Raw genomic sequence first — 20,663 nt, 5'->3', positions numbered from 1 at the left:
CGCCTCTACTTGTCGAAGGCCAGATCGCGCAGGAACAGCGCGATCTGCGGGAAGAAGATCAGCAGCACGGCCACCGTCAGCAGCATCAGGATGAACGGCGGCGTGCCCCGGATCACATCGATATAGGGCCGTTTGAAGACCGCGATGGCGGTGAAGATATCGGCGCCGAAAGGCGGTGTGGCACTGCCGATCGCCACCTGAAGGGTGATGATCGTGCCGACCAGGACCGGATCCAGGCCGACCGACTGCACCACCGGCGCGAAGATCGGCACGAAGACCAGGATCACCACGATCGGATCGACGAACATGCAGCCGATGAAGAAGGCGATCGAGATGGTGAACAGCACGCCGTATGCGCCCATCTCGTTGATGCCGATACTTTCCAGGACTTGCTGCGGGATCTGCGCGAAACTGATGACATAGCTGAAGGCCGCGCCGGCGCCCACCAGGATGAACACCACCGCCGTGATCAGCCCGGTCGATTTCGCGGTGGCGTAAAGTTGCTTCACGCTCAGTTCGCGAAAGACGATCATTTCCAGAAACAGCGCGTAGAGAACGCAGGCGGCGGCAGCCTCGGTCGGCGAGAAGATGCCGCCATAGATGCCGCCGATGATGATCGCCGGAAAGCCCAGCGGCCAGAGCGCGCGCAACACGGCCTGCCCGCGTTCGCCCCAACTCGACTTGGGCAGTGTGGGCACGTCGTTCCGCACCGCGTAGATGTAGCTGTAGACCGAGAACATCAGCAGGATCAGCAGCCCCGGCCCGATGCCCGCGATGAACAATTCCGAAATCGAGGTGCCCGAGACGACGCCGTAGATGATCATCCCGATCGAGGGCGGGATCAGAAAGGCGATGTCCGAGGAATTCACGATCAGCGCAAGGACGAAGCTGTCATTGTAGCCCGCCTTCAGCATCCGCGGCCGCAGCGGTCCGCCGACCGCCACGACGGTGGCCTGGGTCGAGCCTGAGACGGCGCCGAACATGGTGCAGGCCCCCGCGGTCGAGATCGCAAGCCCGCCCCTGAGATGCCCGACGAAGGCCATCACCAGATCGATCAGGCGATTCGCCGACTGGCCGCGCGTCATGATGTCGGCGGCGAAGATGAACATCGGCACCGCGATCAGGCTGGCGGGCCTGATGCCGCCCAGGATCTGCTGGATCATCGTATCCAGCTGCGAAAAGCCGCCGAACAGCGTGACGAAGCCGATCAGCGAGCCCGCGATCAGCGGGATCATCATCGGAAAGCCCAGCAGCAGAAGGACGATCATGGTGCCGAAGATTGCCCAGGTCATCATCGCTCAGACCTCCTCTTCCACGCTGTCGTCATAGCCTTCCAGCGTGCTGGTGGACAGCCAGATGTCGCGGTCGATCATGTTCTTGATCGTGGTCAGCGTGTATTGCAGGCCGGTCAGGAAAAAACCCAGCGGTGCCCAGACGATGATCCACCATTGCGGGATCTGCAGCGCCGGCAGCACCCGCCCGCGCGAGGCCTGCGTCAGCACGTAATCCATCGCATACCAGGCCAGCAGCAGCATAACCGCCGCCGTCAGGGCGGAAATCAGGATCATCATCATCTTGCGCAGCCGGAACGGCAGGGCGTCGAAAAAGGCCGACATGCGGATATGCCGGCCATGCCGCGCGGCGTAGGAAATGCCCGCGAAGGTGATCAGGATGATCAGCGCCTGGTTCAGTTCCTCGGAAAAGAAGATGCTCTGGCCCAGAAGGTAGCGACCGACGACATTGGCCATCGTGTTCAGCGCCATCAGCAGGACCCCGATTGCCAGCAGCACCGCCTCGATCCGGGCGATGGCCACATCGATCGCGCCCAGCGGTCCGGGCAGCCCCGAAACATATTTGGAATCGTCGATATCGTCATCGCCGCCCGCCATTTCGGCCGCGGCGACGATATCGGGATCGGGCTTGGGGGCATGCTTGTCGTCAAGCGTCATGGCCGGGATCCCATGCTGTGAACGGATAACCTGCATGGGATCGGCCACGCATGTGGCCGGACCCCCTGTCGTGGCACGGGCCGGGGCTAGTTGCCGGCCGGGGCGGTCTCGGTCGTGCCTTCCGCCGGGGCCGCGGCGCTGTCACCGCCCCCGGTCGCGGCGGCCTCGTCACTGCCGCCAGCCGCGGCGGCCGCGTCGCCACTGCCCGCGGCTTCCAGATCGGCCTTCATCTGGTCCAGGATCGCCTGGGCCTGCGATCCGCCGATCTCGAGGAACTGCGCCTCGACATCGGCCGCCGTCTCCTTGAAGGGCTTGCGCTCTTCTTCGGTCAGCGTGTTGATCGTGATCGAGGGCTTGGCTTCCTTGATCTTGTTCAGCGATTCCTCGGTCAGGCCCTTCTGGTAATCGACGATATAGTCGAACGAGGCCGAAATCGCGTCCCGAACCACCTTCTTGTTTTCGTCGGACAGGCCGTCGAAGAATTCCTTGTTGGCCATGACGGCGGTGGTGAAGTTGTTGTGGCCGGCGCGGGTGATGTAGTCGGTCACCTCGTACATCTTCGTCGATTCGATGAAGAAGGCGGGATTTTCCTGACCCTGGATGATGCCGGTCTGCAGCGCGCCGTAAACCTCGCCCCAGGGCAGCGGCGTGGGCGTCGCGCCAAAGGCCTTGTAGCTTTCGACCAGCAGCGGGTTGGTCATCACGCGGAACTTGACCTCGTTCAGATCGGCCGGGCTCTTGACCGGCGTGGTCGTGGTCATCATCACCTCGCCCTCCGGGAACATGGTCAGAAGCTCAAGACCCTGATCGGCATAAAGCGGCGGAAACAGCTCGTTGATGGCCTTGGAATTGCGGAAGAAGCTGACCAGCGTATCCTGATCCTGGGGCAGCAGATAGGGCACGAAGAAGACCTGCGCCTCGGGGATCAGCGCGCCGGTAAAACCGGGGGACTGATCGACGAATTGCAGGATGCCCGATTGCGCCTGTTCCATGATGTCGGCCGATTCGCCCAGCGTTCCGAACGGGAACAGCTGAACCTCGTTGTCGGAATTGGCCTCGATCTCTTCCTTGAACTTCTGGGCGAACTTGCCCTGAACCTCGTCCATCGCCTCTTCGAAGGCATAGCGCCAGGTTTCGGCCATGGCGGAACCCGCGCCCAGAACCAGGGCGGCAAGGCTGGCGGCGGTCAATGTCTTGAAAGTCATGTGTTCTCCTGTTGATGGGCCTCCCTGACGCCACGGCGCAAGGAACCTCGGGTTTGCAGGCTCCGGGTCGTTCCTGCCCGGACTGGCTTGTCTCGACAGTTCGGACCAAGCCCTTAGCATGTCAATTTCTATATTAAACCATGACAATTCGGGGGCCGGGTGTCAAACGGATGGTCCGGGACGGCCCTCGGGCCGACTTTCGGGCAGGATCCCGGCCAGGATCGAAAGCCCCCGTTCCATCTCTCGCAAGGGCGCCGCGCCGAGGCAGATCCGCAGCGCCGGATCGCGGTCGGTGACGGCAAAGCCGCTGCCCGGCGCCACCGCCACGCCGCGGTCCAGCGCGCGGTCCAGCAACGCGCGTTCGTCGGTGCCCGGCGGCAGCGGCAGCCAACGGTGCAGGCCATGCGGAAAGCCCGCGCTGCGCCCGTCCAGCAGACGCTGCGCCAGCCGGTTTCGGCCCGCAAGCTCGATCCGTTGGGCGGCCAGAAGACGGTCCGCCACGCCGCTGGCGATCCAGTCCTGCGCGATCTCGGCCATCAGCGGCGTGGCCATCCAGGCCAGCGACAGATGCCGGTTCAGCGCGCTCTCTGCCAGCGTTTCGGGCATGGCCAGAAAACCCAGCCGCAATCCCGGCGACAGGCATTTCGACAAGCCGGTAAAGTAGAAGCTGCGTTCGGGCGCGAAATGGGACACGGGCGGAGGACGGCGCCGCGCGACCGGTCCCGTCGGATCGCTTTCCAGAATGATCAGGCCGGCCTCGCGCGCCGCGCAGGCCAGCGCCTGCCGCCGGTCGCGATCCATCATCCGTGCGAAGGGGCCCGCCCCCGACGGCAGCAGAAACACCGCCTTCACCCGCCCGGCCGAGGCACGCACGACCTTTGACAGCGCGCCCGGATCCATTCCCGCCTCGTCGCCGGGAACGCCGCGCAGACGCAGATGCAGATGCCTGGCCGCCGGTTTCAGCGTGTGGCAGGTCGAACTTTCGGTGGCGATCTCGTCGCCCGGTTTCAGCGCGCTCATCAGCGCCACGAACATGGCGGGCGTGGTGCCGTTGGTGATCAGGATGCGCTGCGCCGGCACGACCAGGCCGCAGCGTGCCAGCCAGGCCGCCGCCATGCCGCCGTAGAGGGCCATCGTCTGGCGCGGGCGAAAGGAATGGATCGCGCCATCGGGCAGCCTGTCGGAGAGGCGGACAAGACTATCGCGCCAGGCCTCGGCAATGGCGGGCAGGCGGACCGGGGTCATCATCGACAGATCGATCGGCGGACGGTCGGTGGCGGCGCGGAACCACGGCACCTCGACCGTCTCGCGCGGGCCGGATTTCACGAATGTCCCCCGCCCCACCTCGCCCGAGATCAGGTCGGCGCGGATCAGTTCCTCATAGGCGCGACTGACCGTCTGGACCGAGACACCCAGCCGCCAGGCCAGATCGCGATGCGGCGGCAATTTCTCTCCGGCGCGCAGGCTGCCCGAATCGATGGCGGCGGCAAGGCCCTGGGCAAGGCTTCGATAGGCGGGGCGCGAGATGTCCTCGCGGGTGAGCGGCCAATGCGACATGGACCGCATGATTCGCGATGCGGCGGCGGCTTGTCCAGATTGACATTGGCCGGGGCGGCGGAAACAAGCGGATCATGACGCCGCTTCGCCTCGATGATCGTGACATCGCCATTCTCGCGACCTTGGCGCGCGAGGGCCGCATCTCGAAGACCGAGCTTGCGTCGCGGGTGAACCTGTCGCCGACGCCCTGCTGGGAACGCATGAAGCGGCTGGAACAGGCCGGGCTTATCCGTGGCTATCGCGCCGAGATCGCGCTTGCCGGGCTGGCGCCGCATGTGCAGGTCTTCGTGATGGTGGAACTGGACACTCACCGGACCGAGAGTTTCCGGACCTTCGAGCGCACCGTGGCGCGGATGGACGAGATCACCGGCTGCTGGGCCATCGGCGGCGGCTATGATTACCTGATGCAGGTCGTATCGACCGATGTCGCGGCATTTCAGGACCTGATGGACAATCTGCTGGAAAGCCCCGCCGGGCTGCGGCGCTATTACAGCTATATCGTGACCAAGCCGGTCAAGGATCTGCCGCCGGCGCTGGCGCTGCTGGGCGGAGGCGAGGGCTGAGGGGCCTTGCCCCTCGGCGCGTGCCGCGCCTCACCCCAGGGTATTTCCGCAACGAAGAAACCGCCGGAGCAGAGGATTTTTCTGCGGCGGCGACCGACTTTGGAGAATTCCTCCCCCGCGCGGCACCTAGATCCGTGTCAGGCAAGGAGGTGCACGATGCTTGACGACATGTCTTCCCGACTGACCGACCGGATCGCCGATTCCGGCCTGCTGCCCGGCCAGGGCGATTTCGCCGGCGAGGGCCGGATGGCCGTGCGCGATCCCGCGACCGGCGAGGTCATCGCCAAGGTGGCCATCAGCGACCGCGACGGCGCCCGCGCTGCCATCGATGCCGCGCAGGCGGCGTTTGCCGGATGGTCCGCGATGCTGCCCCAGCACCGGGCGCAGATCCTGCATCGCTGGCACGCCATGATCGTCGAGGCGAAAGAGGATCTTGCCCGGATCATGGTGGCCGAACAGGGCAAGCCGATCAGCGAGGCGCGGGGCGAGATCGAATACGCCGCCAGCTTCGTGCAATTCTATGCCGAAGAGGCGCTGCGCCCGAACATCGAAGGCGTGACCAGCCACCTGCCGGACGCAGAGATGGAATTGTGGCGCGAGCCGGTGGGTGTCGCCGCGCTGGTCACGCCATGGAATTTTCCCTGCGCGATGATCACCCGCAAGGCCGCGGCCGCGCTTGGCGCGGGCTGCACCGTCATCATCCACCCCTCGGCCGAGACCCCGCTCTCGGCGCTGGCCCTTGCGGAACTGGCCCGCCGCGCGGGGTTTCCCGAAGGCGTGGTCAACACCGTCATCGGCGACGCCGCGACCATCGTCGGCGAATGGACCGCCGATACCCGCGTCCGGGCCCTGTCCTTTACCGGATCGACCGAGATCGGGCGGCTGCTTTATCGCCAATCGGCCGATACGGTGAAACGTCTGGTCATGGAACTGGGCGGACACGCGCCGTTCATCGTCTTCAAGGGCGCCGATCTGGACCGGGCCGTGGCCGAGGGCATCAAGGCGAAATTCGCGACCTCGGGACAGGATTGCCTGGGCGCGAACCGCTTCTATATCCAGCGCGACATCTATGACGATTTCTGTGCCCGCTTCACCGCCGCAGTCGAAAAGCTGACCCTGGCACCGGGCATGAGAGATCCCGATATCGGCCCGCTCATCCATGACCGCCAGATCGAAAAGCAAATGGCGCATGTCGAGGATGCCCTGGCCAAGGGCGCGCGGCTGCTGACCGGGGGTGGAGTGGACGAGGCCCAGGGGCCGCTGTTCTTCAGGCCGACGGTTCTGGCCGATGTGCCAGACGAGGCCGCGATCATGTCGCAGGAAACCTTTGGTCCCGTCGCCGCGCTGAGTCCGTTCGACACCGAGGACGAGGTGATCGCGCGGGCCAATGCCACCGAATACGGGCTGGTCGCCTATCTTCACAGCCACGACCCGCGCCGGATCTATCGGCTGACGCGGGCGTTGCAATACGGCATGGTCGCGGTGAACCGCACCAAGGTCACCGGCGCGCCGATCCCCTTCGGCGGCATGAAGCAATCCGGGATCGGCCGCGAGGGCGCGCGTCAGGGGCTCGAAGCCTTTACCGAAATCAAATATGTCTGCCGCGACTGGGCCTGAACCACCGGCGATGAAAGGAAACGAGATGCTGACCAATGACGAACTGGCGAAGTGGGACCGCGAGAGCTTTTTCCATCCTTCGACCAATCTGGGTCAATTCGCGCGAGGCGAGGGCCCGCAGCGGATCGTGACCGGCGGTGAGGGCGTTTTCATCACCGACCGCGACGGCAACCGCCTGCTGGACGGGTTCGCCGGGCTTTACTGCGTGAATGTCGGCTATGGGCGCAAGGAGATCGCCGAAGCCATCGCCGATCAGGCGCGCGAACTGTCCTATTACCACGCCTATGCGGGACACGGCTCGGAGGCCAGCATCACTCTGGCCAGGATGGTGATGGAGCGCGCGCCCGAAGGTATGGCGCGGGTCTATTTCGGGCTTGGCGGCTCGGACGCGAATGAAACCAACATCAAGCTGGTCTGGTATTACAACAACATCCTGGGCCGGCCCGAGAAGAAGAAGATCATCTCGCGCTGGCGCGGCTATCACGGTTCGGGCCTGATGACCGGCAGCCTGACCGGGCTGGACCTGTTTCACAAGAAATTCGATCTGCCGCTGGCGCAGGTGATCCATACCGAGGCGCCCTATCCTTACCGCCGACCCGACCTGGCCATGTCCGAGTCCGATTTCACCGCCTATTGCGTCGAAAAGCTGGAAGACCTGATCGCCGCCGAGGGCGCCGACACGATCGCCGCCTTCATCGGCGAGCCGGTCCTGGGCACGGGCGGCATCGTGCCGCCGCCCGCCGGCTACTGGCCCGCGATCCAGAAGGTGCTGGACCGCCACGACATCCTGCTGATCGCGGATGAGGTGGTCACGGGGTTCGGGCGTCTGGGCAGCATGTTCGGCAGCGATCATTACGCGATGAAGCCCGACCTGATCACCAGCGCCAAGGGCTTGACCAGCGCCTATGCGCCGCTGTCGGCCAGCATCGTGGGTCAGCGCATGTGGGACGTGCTGACGCGTGGAACGGACGAATACGGCGTGCTGGGACATGGCTGGACCTATTCGGCCCATCCGATCGGCGCGGCGGCGGGAATCGCCAACCTGAAGCTGATCGACCACCTTGGACTGGTGCAGAATGCCGGCGAGACCGGCAATTACTTCTGGCAGAACATGCGCGAGCAGGTCGGCGGCCATCGTCATGTCGGCGAGGTTCGCGGCGAAGGGATGCTGTGCGCGGTGGAACTGGTCGCGGACAAGGAAAAACGCATCTTCTTCGAGGCTGCCGATGGCAAGGGCGCCAAGGTCGTGGCCGCGATGCTGAAACGCGGCGTGATCGCGCGGGCCATGCCGCAGGGCGACATTCTGGGATTCGCGCCGCCCTTGTGCCTGACGAAGTCCGAGGCCGATCAGATCGTGTCGGTGACGAAGGACGCGATCACCGAGGTTCTGGGATAGCTTATCGCGTCCCGCGACGGCCGGGGGCGCCGCCCCCGGACCCCCGAGGTATTTGAGAAGAGTGCGAAAGGCGGGCCGGCCGGGTTGCGCGCCGGATCCGGGCGAGATCGTTCACCGTGTCGATATCGGCCAGTTGACCGGCGGCCTCGATCACCGCCGCCGGCGGCAGATCCCCGATCAGCGGGCCCGCGCCCCGGTCGCCTTTCAAGGCCGCCAGTCTTGGCAGCCAGGCCGCCGGAAAACAGGCCGGCGGCATGGGCGGGCCGCGGTCGCGGCTGGCCGAGGGCATCGTGTCGCTGGCAGCGGCGACAACCCGGTCCAGATGTCTTGCGCTGACGAAGGGCATGTCGGCCAGCGCGATCAGCAAGAGGTCCGGACGGCCCGCGGCGGCCAGTCCCGCACGCAGGCTGTCGGACTGCCCGCCCGGGGCGACGGCCACGATCTCGAAGCCGGCCAGATGAGGCGCCAGGTCCGGATTGGCGATGACTGCGATACGGCGGTCCAGCGCCGCCCTGCGCATCGCCTCGGCGGCGTGGGCGATCAGCGGGCGGCCGCGAAGCGGGCTCAGCAGCTTGTCCTTGGGTCCGAAGCGGCGCGAGGCGCCAGCGGCCAGCAGCAGCCCGGCGCGGATCATCCGAACTGTGCATCATAGGCGGCCAGGATCTCGGTCAGGACCGAGGCGGCCAGAAGACGCGGTTCGCGCACGGGGCTGACGACGCCGATCGGGCCGCGCAGACGGACCAGCGCCGCCTCGTCGATCCCCGTCTCGCGAAGGGCCGCCTGACGCGCAAGCTGTGCCCGTCGCGATCCGAGCGCGCCGATATAGAAGGCGGGCGAGGCCAGCGCCGCGCGCAGGGGAGGCAATTCCCGGTCATGGTCGTGAAACAGCGTCACGACGGCGCTCTGGGCGTCCGGCGGCGGAGCCTTTTCGCCCCGGTGGCAGGGCAGATCGAGCGCGGCGACCATGGACGCCAGAGCTTCGGCCTCGTCGCCCTCGCCGTGCAGGATCACCGCGGGCGGTGGCGGCAGGACCAGCGCAAAGCCCGTCGCTGCGTCGCGGGAGGCCGCCCCGGTGACAAGATCGATGCGCCAGCGGCCGGTGCGCCGGGCGGCACTGTCCGCGCCGATGGCAGCCAGCCAGACCGGATCGGGACGCTGGATCAGTGCGATGTGCACGGTTCCGCCGCAGGGCAAGGGCAGGTCAATCGGCCCGCCCAGCCCATAGGTCAGATGGGTGACGGCACGGGCCGCGCCGACATGGCCCGCGATGTCGGCGTCGATGCAGCCCGCGCCGAGCCGGCCGACCCGGCCGCCATCCGGCCACAGCGCCATGGCCGCCCCGGGCCTGCGCGGAAAACCGCCCTCGGCCGCGATCAGCAGGGCAAGCGCGCCTCCGGGCCTTGCGGCAAGGGCGGCGAAAGGGTCGGTCGTCATGTCGGGCAACGTCCGGCTGCGGGATCCTGTTCCGTCACGGTCCTCCCAGGCGAACGACACGGACGCCGCGCCGCTGCCGGGCGGTTATGCCGCGCTGACGCGCCAGATCACGTCGCCCACATCGTCCGCCATCAGCAGCGATCGGCGGTCCGGTCCTATGGCCACGCCGACCGGCCGTCCATAGGAGAATTTCTCGTCCTCGGACAGAAAGCCCCACAGGATGTCGCGCGGCGGTCCCGAGGGTCTGCCCTCGGCGAAGGGCACGAAGATCATGCGATAGCCGCTGAGCGTCGAGCGGTTCCAGGATCCGTGCTGGCCGATCACCATGCCCTCGCCGAATCCGGGCAAGGTCTGGTCCGGCATCCAGCACAGTCCCAACGAGGCGGTGTGCCCGCCCAGCGCGTAATCCGGCTTGATGGCGCGGGCGACCAGATCCGGATCCTGCGGCACCCGGTCGTCGACGATCCGGTCCCAATAGCAATAGGGCCAGCCGTAGAAGCCGCCTTCCTGCACCGAGGTCAGGTAATCCGGCGGCGTCTCGTCGCCCAGCCCGTCACGTTCGTTGACAACGGTCCACAGAGTCGCGGTGTCGGGCTGCCAGGCCATGCCGACCGGGTTGCGCAACCCGGAGGCGAAGATGCGCGCCTTTCCGCTGGCCAGATCCAGTTCCCAGATCGCGGCGCGGCCTTCCTCGGCCTCCAGGCCCTCGTCGCCGATATTCGTCAGCGATCCGACGCCGGCATAGATCCTGCTGTGATCGGGGCTGACGATCAGGCTGCGGGTCCAGTGGCCGCCGGGCTTGAAATCGACCAGCTTGCGGCCCGGACCCTGCAGCCGGTCCGCGCCTTCGGTGTAGTCGAAGGCCACGATCCCGTCGGTATTGCCGACATAGAAGGTGCCGTCGACCATGGCCATGCCGAAGGGCTGGTTCTGGTTCTGCACGAAGACATGTCGCGTCTCGGCCACGCCGTCGCCGTCGCCGTCGCGCCACAGCGTGATGCGGTTGGGGCTCTGGCCGATGGCCTTCGCCCGCCGCATCGTGGCCTGCATGGCGTGATCCATCAGCTTGCGCGGCGGGCTTTCCTCCTGCAGCGCCTCGGCCACCAGGACATCGCCATTGGGCAGGACCTCGATCCAGCGGGGATGGATCAGATCGCGGGCGAAGGCATTGACCTTCAGGCCGGGCGCGGCGGTGGGCTTGTGGTCGCCCACCCAACCCTTCGCGGTCGGCATCTTCAGCGTCATGATGCCCTGTTTCCTGGCTTCGGGGATGGTGGGTGACTGCCCCGTCGCCTGCGATTTCGGCGCCGCCCCGCGCCTCAGCAGCACCATCGCCCCGCCCACGATCGACGTCGCCCGTGCCATCCAGTCCATGTTTTCGTTCCCCTGTTGTCGCGGGGCCGAGCCTAGGACATGCGGCGCCGGGTGCAAGCCCGGAAACATGCCGCGGGCCGGAAACGAGGGCGGCGTCCGGGCCCATTCCGGCCGGGCGCCGCCGATGGCCGCGATCCTTGTCCGGCCCTAGCCTTCGGGGAAGAAGGCAAAGCGGATCACGAACAGCCCCGCCACGATCCAGGTCGCCGCGTGAACCTCGCGCGCGCGGCCGGTCAGCAGCTTCAGCACCGCGTAGCTGACGAAGCCGAAAGCCAGGCCATTGGCAATGGAATAGGTGAAGGGCATGGCGATCGCGGTCAGCACGGCTGGCGCGCTTTCGGTGACATCGGTCCAGTCGATCTCGGCCAGTTCGCGCACCATCAGCGACGCGACATACAGCAATGCCGGCGCCGTCGCATAGGCCGGCACGGCCCCCGCCAGCGGCGCGAAGAACATCGCCAGCAGGAACAATCCCGCCACGACCAGCGCGGTCAGGCCGGTCCGCCCGCCCGCCGCGACGCCCGAGGCGCTTTCGGCATAGGCGGTGGTAGAGGACGTGCCCAGCATCGAACCGGCCAGGATAGCCGTCGAATCGGCCATCAGCGCCCGGCCCAGGTTCTTGTTGGTATGGGTCGGCCCCTCGACCAGCAGGCCGGCACGCTTGGCCACGCCGATCAGGGTGCCGGTGGCGTCGAAAATCTCGACCAGGACCATGACCAGGACGACATGGAATATCCCGAAGCTCAGTGCGCCCAGAAGGTCAAGCTGCATGAAGGTGGGCGCGATCGAGGGCGGCGTGGACATGATGCCGGTAAACTGGCTGACGCCCAGCAGGATCGAGGCGACGGTGACAAGCAGGATCCCGATCAGGATCGCGCCCGGAACCTTCAGTGCATCCAGTGCCGCGATGATGAAGAAGCCCGCGATGGTCAGCAGCGTGCCCGCCTGGGTCAGATCGCCCAGCGTCACGAAGGTCGCCGGGCTGGCCACCACGATACCCGAGGATTTCATCGCGATGATCGCCAGGAACAGCCCGATGCCGGCGGCGATGGCGCTGCGCATGGACACCGGAATCCCGCCGATCAGCCAGCGCCGGATCCCGGTCACCGACAGGAACAGGAAGATCAGGCCCGAGATGAAGACCGCGCCCAGGGCCTGCTGCCAGGTGAACCCCATCGCGCCGACGACGGTGAAGGCGAAGAAGGCGTTCAGCCCCATGCCCGGCGCCATGCCGATGGGCCAGTTGGCCCAAAGCCCCATGACCAGCGACCCGATCGCCGCGGCCAGGCAGGTTGCCACGAAGACCGCGTCGCGATCCATGCCGGTCGAGGACAGGATGTCGGGATTGACGAAGATGATATAGGCCATCGTCAGAAAGGTGGTCAGGCCCGCAATGATCTCGGTGCGGATATTGCTGCCGGTTTCGGTCAGCTTGAATAGTCGTTCCATGATGATCCTCCCCGCGGCTCTCCCCGCCGCCATCGACGCGGATTGTATGGGTCGGGGAAATGGCTTCACAATCGCGCCCGGCCCGCAAGTCTTTCAATGCGGGATTGAAAGCGCCGCGATCTTTGTCGATTTGTTGATACAGAATTTCGGACTTGCCGACTTGCCCGGCGCGGCCCGGACGGGTCTTGTGAAACCAGCCAAGGGAAGGACATCACGATGCGCTACAGCCGCGACCTGCGAGGATATGGCGAAACCCCACCCGATCCGCAATGGCCGGGCGGCGCGCGGATCGCGGTCCAGATCGTGATGAACTACGAAGAGGGCGGCGAGAACAGCATCGAGCACGGCGATGCCGCCTCCGAGGCCTTCCTGTCCGAGATCATCGGCGCCCAGGCCTGGCCCGGCCAGCGGCACTGGAACATGGAATCGATCTACGACTACGGTGCACGGGCCGGATTCTGGCGCCTGCACCGGATGCTGAAGGATCTGCCGATCACCGTCTACGGCGTCGCCAACGCGCTGGAACGCGCGCCCGAACAGGTCGCCGCCATGCAGGAGGCGGGCTGGGAGATCGCCACCCACGGGCTGAAATGGATCGACTACAAGGACGTCCCGCGCGAGGTCGAGGCCGATCACATCGCCCGGGCCGTCGACCTGCACAGGCGCATCACCGGGGAACGTCCCCTTGGCTTCTACCAGGGCCGCACCTCGATGAACACGGTCGCGCTTGGCTGCGAGGAAGGCGGCTTTGCCTATCTGGCCGACACCATCGCCGACGACCTGCCCTATTGGCATGTCCATCAGGAACGCCCGCAATTGATGGTGCCCTATACGATGGACGCCAACGACATGCGGTTCTCGTCGGGTCAGGGCTTCGGCACCGGGGTCGAGTTCTTCGATTACCTGCGCGACAGTTTCGACATTCTCTATGCCGAAGGTCAGGCCGGCGCGCCGAAGATGATGTCGATCGGCCTGCATTGCCGCCTTGCGGGGCGCCCGGGTCGGGCCATGGCGATCCGGCGCTTCCTCGATCACGCCCGCGCGCATGAGGGCGTGTGGTTCGCCACCCGCCTCGACATCGCGCGCCACTGGGCCGAGACCCATCCTTGGAAACCGCGCGAACGTCCCTCGCAGATGAGCCGCGACGCCTTCGTGCTGAAATTCGGCGGCATCTACGAACATTCCCCTTGGGTGGCCGAGCGTGTCCACCGCGCCGAGATGGGCGCGGTCCATGACAGCGCCCGCGGGCTGGCGCGGCGGATGGCGCAGATCTTTCGTTCGGCCGACGATCAGGCCCGCCTGGACGTGCTGAGGGCGCATCCGGACCTTGCCGGCAAGCTGGCGGCGGCGAAGAAGCTGACGGCGGAAAGCACCTCCGAACAGGCCAGCGCCGGGCTGGACAGCCTGACCGATGCCGAACGGGCCGAGTTCACGCGGCTGAACGACGCCTATGTCGCCAGGCACGGCTTTCCCTTCATCATCGCAGTGCGCGATTACGACAAGCCCGGCATCCAGGCCGCCATGCGGGCGCGGGTGGACAACAATACCGAAACCGAACGCGCCGAGGCCGAAAAACAGGTCATGCGCATCGCCGAACTTCGCCTGAAGGATCTTCTGCCATGAACCAGCCCCCGAAAGGTGCCCCCACCGGCGATCCGGCCACCATCGTCGAAGCGGATGTGTCCGGGCCCTATGCCGGCCCCGTCGCGGGCCTGCCGCCGCAGACCGGCCTGACCACCGACACGGCCGTCTTCACCGAGGCCTATGCCGTCATCCCCCGCACGGTGATGCGCGACATCGTGACCTCCTACCTGCCGGGATGGGACGGGATGCGGATGTGGATGCTGGCCCGGCCATTGTCCGGCTTTGCCGAGACGTTCAGCCAATATGTCGTCGAACTGGCCGAGGGCGGCGGCAGCGTCGCCCCCGATGACGATCCCGAAGTGCAGCACGCGGTCTTTGTCACCGGCGGCGAATTGCGCGTCACCATCGACGGTGCCGATCACCTGCTGAAACCGGGCGGCTTTGCCTATATCCCGGCGGGAACGCCATGGCGGGTGCGCAACGTGACGCCCGGCCCGACCGGCTTTCACTGGTGGCGCAAGCGGTGGCAGCCCTGTGCGGGACTCGACAGGCCCGATCCGATCATCGCGCGGGAACAGGATCTGCCGCCCTCGCCCATGCCTGATACCGACGGCGCCTGGGGCACGACGCGGTTCATGGATCCGGCCGATCTGCGCCACGACATGCACATCACGCTGGTCACGTTCAAACCCGGCGGCTCGATCCCCTTTGCCGAAACGCACGTGATGGAACACGGGCTGTTCGTGTTGGAGGGCAAGGCCGTCTATCGCCTGAACCGCGACTGGGTCGAGGTCGGCCCCGGCGACTTCATGTGGTTGCGCGCCTTCTGCCCGCAGGCCTGCTATGCGGGCGGGCCGGGGCGGTTCCGCTATCTTCTCTACAAGGACGTGAACCGTCACGCGGGTTTGTGGCCGAATCGTTGATCGGTCACCGGGCCGGAAGCGCGCCAGGGCGTCCGCAGGCCGGATCCGGGCCAGGCGGATGATGGCGGCGAAGGGTCCCGCGGGCCGCCCGCCTGGCGCCGCGACGCCCGCGACCCTGACCGGCGCCGATCCAGGCAGCCGCGCGACGGCCCGCTTGCGGCACGGCGCGGAATAGGATCAATATGCGCCGACTGGCCGGTTCCCCGGTGCGGGATGCGAGACATGAATGTTCGGATTTGAACTGACCGGAACAGCCTCGGCGATCGTCACGATCCTGATCATCGCGGGCATGTTGACGCTGTTCATCCGCGAAACCTACCCGCCCGAAGTGACCGCGATTCTGGGCGCGGTGGTGCTGCTGGGCCTTGGAATCCTGGGCAAGGACGACGCGGCCGAGGTGCTGGCCAACCCCGCGCCCTGGACCATTGCCTTCATGTTCATCATCGTCGGCGGGCTGGTCAGGACCGGGGCGCTGGACTGGATCGGTCAGCGCGCGGCGCGCCACGCGGGCGCGCGTCCGATGATGACGCTGGGCCTTGTCTCTTGCCTGGTCTGCGCCATGTCGGCCTTTGTCAACAACACGCCGCTGGTCGTGGTGATGATGCCGATCTTCATGCAGTTGGCGAAGGAAATGGGAAAATCCCCCTCGAAGCTGCTGATCCCGCTGTCCTATCTGTCGATCCTGGGCGGCACGATGACGATGATCGGCACCTCGACCAACCTGCTGGTGGACGGCGTGGCCCGCAATTCCGGAATGGCGCCCTTCTCGATCTTCGAGATCGCGCCGGTCGGCCTGCCAATGGCGGTCGTGGGCATCACCTATCTGCTGATCTTCGCCCCACGCCTGCTGCCGGACCGCGATTCGATGTCGCAACTGATGTCGGGCCGCACGAAGATGAAGTTCTTCACCGAGGTCGCGATCCCCGAAGATTCCGCCGTGATCGGCAAGGCGCTGGACGAGATCGACATCTTCACCCGCGACACGGCCCGCGTGATCGATGTCCTGCGCGGCGATGCCTCGCTGCGGCGCGATCTGACCTCGGTCCGGCTCGAGGCCGGAGACCGTGTTGTCCTGCGCACCCCCATGTCCGAGGTTCTGGGGCTTCAGGGCCACAAGGATCTGCGCATGGTGGACAAGCTGAGTTCCGTCCAGACCTCGACCGTCGAGGTGCTGATCACGCCCGGCTGCCGCATGGTCGGGCGCAGCCTCGGCTCGATGCGGCTGCGCCGGCGCTATGGCGTCTATGTGCTGGCCGTCCATCGCAAAAGCCAGAACATCGGCCGGCAGCTGGATGATCTGGTCGTGCGTGTCGGCGATACGCTGCTGCTGGAAGGCGCGACCGAGGATATCCAGCGGCTGGCCAGCGACATGGAGATGGTCGAGGTCAACATCCCCTCGGATCGCGCCTATCGCCGCCGGCACGCGCCGATCGTGGTCGCAACCCTGGCCGCCGTGGTGATCCTGTCGGCCTTCGAGGTGGCGCCGATCCTGTTGCTGGCCTTTCTCGGCGTGGCCGTGGTGCTGGGCACGCGCTGCATCGACGCCGACGAGGCATTGGGCTTTGTCGATGGCCGGCTGATGGCGCTGATCTTTGCCATGCTGGCGGTGGGAACGGGTCTCGAGAATTCCGGCGCGGTGGAACTGATCGTTCGCTCCGTGGCGCCCTGGCTGGCCGACATCCCGCCCTGGGGTCTGGTCCTCGCCGTCTACATGCTGTCGACGGCGCTGACCGAGACGGTGACGAACAATGCCGTCGCCGTCATCGTCACGCCGGTCGCGATCTCGCTGGGCCAGCAGCTCGGCGTCGATCCGCGACCGCTGGTCGTGGCGGTGATGATGGGCGCTTCGGCCAGTTTCGCGACGCCGATCGGCTATCAGACCAACACGCTGGTCTACGGGCCGGGCGGCTATCGCTTTTCGGATTTCATCCGCGTGGGCCTGCCGCTGAACCTGCTGATGGCGGTGACGGCCTCGGCGGTGATCCCGATCTTCTGGCCGCTTTGACGGCGAACCGGACCCGGCGGCGCCGCGCGCCATCGGAGGCCGCAAGCCCTTGAAGCACTTGCAATGCTGCCATGCAGCATTGACGGTTGCGTCAACGGCCCCGAGATCCGACCTTGGTCGCAGGGAGGAAACGGCTTTGTCTGACAAAGGAGTTTCCACATGGCCACCACCGCAATCAATGACCGCAAGACCCCGGCTGCAATCCTGTCGGCGCTGGCGGCGCCCTTCGCAGCCTTCGGCCGGCTCATGGTCCAACTGGCCGAAGCCAATCCCCGGATGCAGGCGCTGGAACGCCTGAACCGCGTCAGCGACGCGGAACTGGCGGCCCGTGGCCTGACCCGCGACGGCGAGATCCGCCGGATCATGGGCGTTTCCGGCTTCTGAACACCGCGCCAACGTCCCCGTCGAGCGCCCCCTCGGGTCAGAGCGGGGTCTGGCGGGGGCGGTCAAGTCGGCGCGGATGCGGTCGGCCCCGCGTCCGATCACGTCCGTTCCCGGCTTCGTGCGGCGGCGGAACGGCGCCGGCGTGGGGCGGGTTTACCCGCTGTTCCAGATGCCGAAAGGTTCAGTCATGACCCGTCTTCCGATCGCAGCCCTTGTCGCCGCCATCGCCGCGCCGGTTCTGGCCGCGAAGCCCGCGGACCGGTTCATCGACGATCGCTCATCGCCTGCGCGCGTGATCACCTCGCTCTACAACGCCATCGACCGGCACGAATATCTCCGCGCCTGGAGCTATTTCGCCGAAGACGGCGCGCCCGACTACGCGACGTTCCGCGACGGCTACACGGGAACCGGGACCGTCGCCCTGCGCATAGGCGAGGTGCGATCCGAGGGGACCGCGGGCGCGATCCATTCCCGCGTTCCCGTCGCCATCGAGGCGACCGACACGGCGGGCGGCAAGACGGTGTTCACCGGATGCTACCGGCTGACCCAGGTCCAGCCCGGCGTGCAGGACACACCGCCCTACCGGCCGATCCGCATCGACGGAGGCAGGCTGGAGAAAAGCGGGCAGAGTTTCGGACAGGCGATGGGTCTTTGCGAGACGCCCTGAGCCTCAGGCCTTGGTGGCGTTGACGGGCGGCGTCTGCGTTCTGGCGCGACGCTGCGCCTCGCGCCAGGTGATATAGGTGATCGCGCCGATCATCATCCCGCCACCCAGAATCACCCATCCGTCCAGCGGTTCGTGGAAGACGAAGACGCCCAGCAGGCTGGCCCAGATCAGTTGCAGGAAGGTGACGGGCTGGGTGACGGCCAGCGGCGCGGCGGCGAAGGCGCGGGTCATCGTGTAATGGCCCGCCGTGGCAAACCCCGCGACCAGCGCCAGCCAGCCGATCTGGCCCGGCGTCGGCGGCACCCAGACCGCCCAGGCGATCGGCGCCAGCCCGACCGAGACGGTCAGCGACAGAACCGCCACGACGGTTGCGGCGGGCACCTGTCCCGACAGCCGTTTGGCCAGCAGATAGGAGGTTCCGAAGGCCACCGCTGCGCCGACCTGCGACAGATGGCCCGGATCCAGCGGCCGCAGCCCAGGCCGCAGCACGATCAGCGCGCCCAGAAAGGCTACCGCGATGGCCGCGATCCGCCGGCCGGCCAGCGTCTCGCCCAGAAACAGCGCCGCACCGATGGTCACCATGATCGGGTTGAGAAAGCCGATGGCCGTGGCCTCGGCCACGGTGATCCGGGACATGGCGTAGAACCACATGATCACCGCCATCAGGTGCAGCCCGCCACGCAGCGCGAACAGGCGCCAGACAGGAACCGAAAATCCCTGCCGCAGGGCCCCGACCAGCACCGGCGCCAGAAAGACCAGCCCGAAGACGAAGCGAATGAAGGCTGCCTGAGGCGCCGGCAGCGCGCCGCCAAGGCCGCGCACGATGCCGTTGACCGCGACGAAACAGGCCCCGGTCGCCAGCATCCAGCCGATGCCGATCAGGTCCCGGCGCGTATCACGGTCAATTTGCATATCCTGCAACTGCCGGGTTTGACGCCCTCGCGCAAGGCCCAATCAGCCAAGCGCCAGCCGAAGGGCGATGACCCACATCACCACGCCGACCCCGGCCTCCAGCCAGCGCCAAGAGGACGGCCGCGCGAAGACCGGGACCAGCAGCCGCGCGCCATAGCCCAGCCCGAAGAAGAACAGCACCGACCCCGTCATCGCACCCAGGGCGAACCCCACGGCCGAGGGCCATTGCGCCGAAATCGCCCCCAGCAGCACCACCGTATCCAGCCAGACATGGGGATTGAGCCATGTCAGCGCCGCGATCGTGGCCAGGGTCGCCGTCAGCGAGGCCCGTTTTCCTTCTGGGCGCAGACCCTCGCCGCCGCGCAGCGCCGCCGCGAAAGAGCGCGCGCCATAGACGATCAGGAAGGCCACGCCGCCCCATTTCATCGCCACCAGCAGCCAGGGCGCGGCCAGCGCGATACTGGTCATGCCGGCGACGCCGAGGGCGATCAGCAGCGCATCCGAGACCGCGCAGAACAGGCAGACGGCAAAGACGTGATGCCGCAGCAATCCCTGTTTCAGAACGAAGGCGTTCTGCGCACCGATGGCGAGGATCAGGGACAGCCCGGTGCCCAGTCCGGCGGCGAAAGACAACATGGCAGGTTCCTGTGAAAGCCGGCCGGTCGGAGACCGGAATGGGACCGGGCCGGGCATGGCCCGCCCCGGTCGCTGCCGCTGGGCCTCAGCGCGCGCGTTGCGCGCGCGCCCGGCGCATAGGCCACCTGGGGCGCGCGGATGACGGGCGCGAACCACGGCCCCCTTCCAGCGACCCTGCCAGGGACCGCCGGATGCCCCCCGGCGATCCGCGCCGACACCGGCCACGGCGGTCGCCGTCACCGCCGGGCGCAGCAATCATCCCTCCAGCCGGGTTGCCACCTCATCGGAGAAATCGAAATTGCCGGTGACGTTCTGCACGTCGTCATCGTCTTCCAGGGTCTCGATCAGCTTCATCAGCTTCTGTGCCGTTTCCATATCGGCGATCTCGGTCGGTGCCTGCGGCTTCCAGATCAGCTTCGCCGTCTCGGATTCGCCCAAGGCCGCTTCCAGCGCCGTCGCGACATCGTTCAGGTCATTTCCCGTGCAGTAGATCCAGTGCCCCTCGTCATCGCTTTCGACATCCTCGGCCCCGGCCTCGATCGCGGCCAGCATCACCCTGTCGGCATCGCCGACCGAGGCCGGATACATGATCTCTCCCACCCGGTCGAACATGAAGCTGACCGAGCCGGTCTGGCCCAGATCACCGCCCGACTTGGTGAAATAGCTGCGCACATTCGAGGCGGTGCGGTTACGGTTGTCGGTCATCGCCTCGACCACCAGTGCAATTCCGTCGGGACCGTATCCCTCGTAGCGGATTTCCTCGTAATTGTCGGCATCGCCGCCCTGCGATTTCCTGATCGCGCGGTCGATCACGTCCTTGGGAACCGAATTCGCCTTGGCCTCCTTCACCGCAAGCCGCAGCCGCGGGTTCTTGTCGGGGTCGGGATCGCCCATCTTGGCGGCGACGGTGATTTCCTTGGAAAGCTTGGAGAACAGCTTCGAGCGGGCGGCGTCCTGCCGGCCCTTGCGATGCTGGATATTGGCCCATTTGGAATGACCTGCCATTGT

At 66.6% G+C, this 20,663-nt stretch carries 19 protein-coding genes; 8 read left to right on the top strand and 11 right to left on the bottom strand.

What is annotated here, in order from left to right; genetic code table 11:
* Positions 1-5 precede the first annotated feature (5 nt).
* The 4 genes from AC13CR_RS17070 to ehuR form a co-directional block, all read right to left on the bottom strand.
* Positions 6-1,292, bottom strand: a complete 1,287-nt coding sequence (locus tag AC13CR_RS17070; protein WP_292955606.1) for a TRAP transporter large permease — start codon at positions 1,290-1,292, stop codon at positions 6-8.
* A 6-nt stretch (positions 1,293-1,298) separates the two neighbouring features.
* Positions 1,299-1,889 (bottom strand): TRAP transporter small permease, encoded by a 591-nt coding sequence (locus AC13CR_RS17065; RefSeq protein ID WP_292955603.1) that lies wholly within the window; start codon positions 1,887-1,889, stop codon positions 1,299-1,301.
* Positions 1,890-2,035: 146 nt separating this feature from the next.
* Positions 2,036-3,154, bottom strand: coding sequence for a TRAP transporter substrate-binding protein (locus AC13CR_RS17060; RefSeq protein WP_292955182.1), 1,119 nt, complete (start codon positions 3,152-3,154; stop codon positions 2,036-2,038).
* A gap of 162 nt (positions 3,155-3,316) precedes the next feature.
* Positions 3,317-4,711: a MocR-like ectoine utilization transcription factor EhuR gene (gene ehuR, locus AC13CR_RS17055; RefSeq protein WP_446233859.1), complete on the bottom strand. Its 1,395-nt coding sequence runs from the start codon at positions 4,709-4,711 to the stop codon at positions 3,317-3,319.
* A gap of 74 nt (positions 4,712-4,785) precedes the next feature.
* On the opposite strand from ehuR, the gene AC13CR_RS17050 reads away from it, so the two are divergent.
* From AC13CR_RS17050 to AC13CR_RS17040, 3 genes are all read left to right on the top strand, one after another.
* On the top strand, positions 4,786-5,274 hold the full coding sequence (locus tag AC13CR_RS17050) for an Lrp/AsnC family transcriptional regulator (protein WP_292955176.1): 489 nt from the start codon (positions 4,786-4,788) through the stop codon (positions 5,272-5,274).
* Positions 5,275-5,520: 246 nt separating this feature from the next.
* A complete protein-coding gene (locus AC13CR_RS17045; RefSeq protein ID WP_414692163.1) occupies positions 5,521-6,891 on the top strand; it encodes an NAD-dependent succinate-semialdehyde dehydrogenase in 1,371 nt (456 codons plus the stop codon).
* 25 nt (positions 6,892-6,916) lie between these two features.
* The gene (locus tag AC13CR_RS17040) at positions 6,917-8,287 is read left to right on the top strand and encodes an aspartate aminotransferase family protein (protein WP_292955170.1); all 1,371 of its coding nucleotides are present in this window, start codon (positions 6,917-6,919) and stop codon (positions 8,285-8,287) included.
* A 1-nt stretch (position 8,288) separates the two neighbouring features.
* Here the strand turns inward: AC13CR_RS17040 and AC13CR_RS17035 are convergent, their stop codons facing one another.
* The 4 genes from AC13CR_RS17035 to AC13CR_RS17020 form a co-directional block, all read right to left on the bottom strand.
* Positions 8,289-8,921: a nucleotidyltransferase family protein gene (locus tag AC13CR_RS17035; protein WP_292955167.1), complete on the bottom strand. Its 633-nt coding sequence runs from the start codon at positions 8,919-8,921 to the stop codon at positions 8,289-8,291.
* Entirely contained in the window at positions 8,918-9,721 is an 804-nt protein-coding gene (locus AC13CR_RS17030; protein ID WP_292955164.1) for an XdhC family protein, read from the bottom strand. Before AC13CR_RS17030 ends, AC13CR_RS17035 begins: the two co-directional genes overlap by 4 nt.
* Before the next feature lie 84 nt (positions 9,722-9,805).
* Entirely contained in the window at positions 9,806-11,095 is a 1,290-nt protein-coding gene (locus tag AC13CR_RS17025) for a PQQ-dependent sugar dehydrogenase (RefSeq protein ID WP_292955161.1), read from the bottom strand.
* 147 nt (positions 11,096-11,242) lie between these two features.
* Entirely contained in the window at positions 11,243-12,544 is a 1,302-nt protein-coding gene (locus AC13CR_RS17020) for an NCS2 family permease (protein WP_292955158.1), read from the bottom strand.
* Positions 12,545-12,760: 216 nt separating this feature from the next.
* Here AC13CR_RS17020 and puuE point away from each other — a divergent pair, with 216 nt between their 5' ends.
* The 5 genes from puuE to AC13CR_RS16995 all read left to right on the top strand — a co-directional run bounded on the left by puuE (position 12,761) and on the right by AC13CR_RS16995 (position 18,107).
* Positions 12,761-14,167 carry an allantoinase PuuE gene (puuE, locus tag AC13CR_RS17015; RefSeq protein ID WP_482900910.1) on the top strand — a complete coding sequence of 469 codons (1,407 nt, stop codon included), beginning with the start codon at positions 12,761-12,763 and terminating at the stop codon, positions 14,165-14,167.
* Entirely contained in the window at positions 14,164-15,051 is an 888-nt protein-coding gene (locus AC13CR_RS17010; protein WP_292955152.1) for a bifunctional allantoicase/(S)-ureidoglycine aminohydrolase, read from the top strand. The genes puuE and AC13CR_RS17010 overlap by 4 nt, the downstream gene beginning before the upstream one ends.
* 226 nt (positions 15,052-15,277) lie before the next feature.
* Entirely contained in the window at positions 15,278-17,056 is a 1,779-nt protein-coding gene (locus tag AC13CR_RS17005) for an SLC13 family permease (RefSeq protein ID WP_292955149.1), read from the top strand.
* Between the two features lie 159 nt (positions 17,057-17,215).
* On the top strand, positions 17,216-17,440 hold the full coding sequence (locus tag AC13CR_RS17000; protein WP_292955146.1) for a DUF1127 domain-containing protein: 225 nt from the start codon (positions 17,216-17,218) through the stop codon (positions 17,438-17,440).
* Positions 17,441-17,627: 187 nt separating this feature from the next.
* Positions 17,628-18,107, top strand: a complete 480-nt coding sequence (locus tag AC13CR_RS16995) for a hypothetical protein (RefSeq protein WP_446233301.1) — start codon at positions 17,628-17,630, stop codon at positions 18,105-18,107.
* A 3-nt stretch (positions 18,108-18,110) separates the two neighbouring features.
* Here AC13CR_RS16995 and AC13CR_RS16990 read toward each other — a convergent pair whose 3' ends face one another.
* From AC13CR_RS16990 to AC13CR_RS16980, 3 genes are all read right to left on the bottom strand, one after another.
* Positions 18,111-19,019 carry a DMT family transporter gene (locus AC13CR_RS16990; protein ID WP_292955140.1) on the bottom strand — a complete coding sequence of 303 codons (909 nt, stop codon included), beginning with the start codon at positions 19,017-19,019 and terminating at the stop codon, positions 18,111-18,113.
* A 42-nt stretch (positions 19,020-19,061) separates the two neighbouring features.
* The gene (locus tag AC13CR_RS16985) at positions 19,062-19,655 is read right to left on the bottom strand and encodes a LysE/ArgO family amino acid transporter (RefSeq protein WP_292955137.1); all 594 of its coding nucleotides are present in this window, start codon (positions 19,653-19,655) and stop codon (positions 19,062-19,064) included.
* Positions 19,656-19,910: 255 nt separating this feature from the next.
* The gene (locus AC13CR_RS16980; protein ID WP_292955134.1) at positions 19,911-20,660 is read right to left on the bottom strand and encodes a YebC/PmpR family DNA-binding transcriptional regulator; all 750 of its coding nucleotides are present in this window, start codon (positions 20,658-20,660) and stop codon (positions 19,911-19,913) included.
* Positions 20,661-20,663 lie beyond the last annotated feature (3 nt).

The organism is Paracoccus sp. L-17 (genome assembly GCF_056857655.1).
The sequence above is the reverse complement of the archived record's forward strand: the minus strand, read 5'-3'. Positions and strand labels throughout refer to the sequence as shown.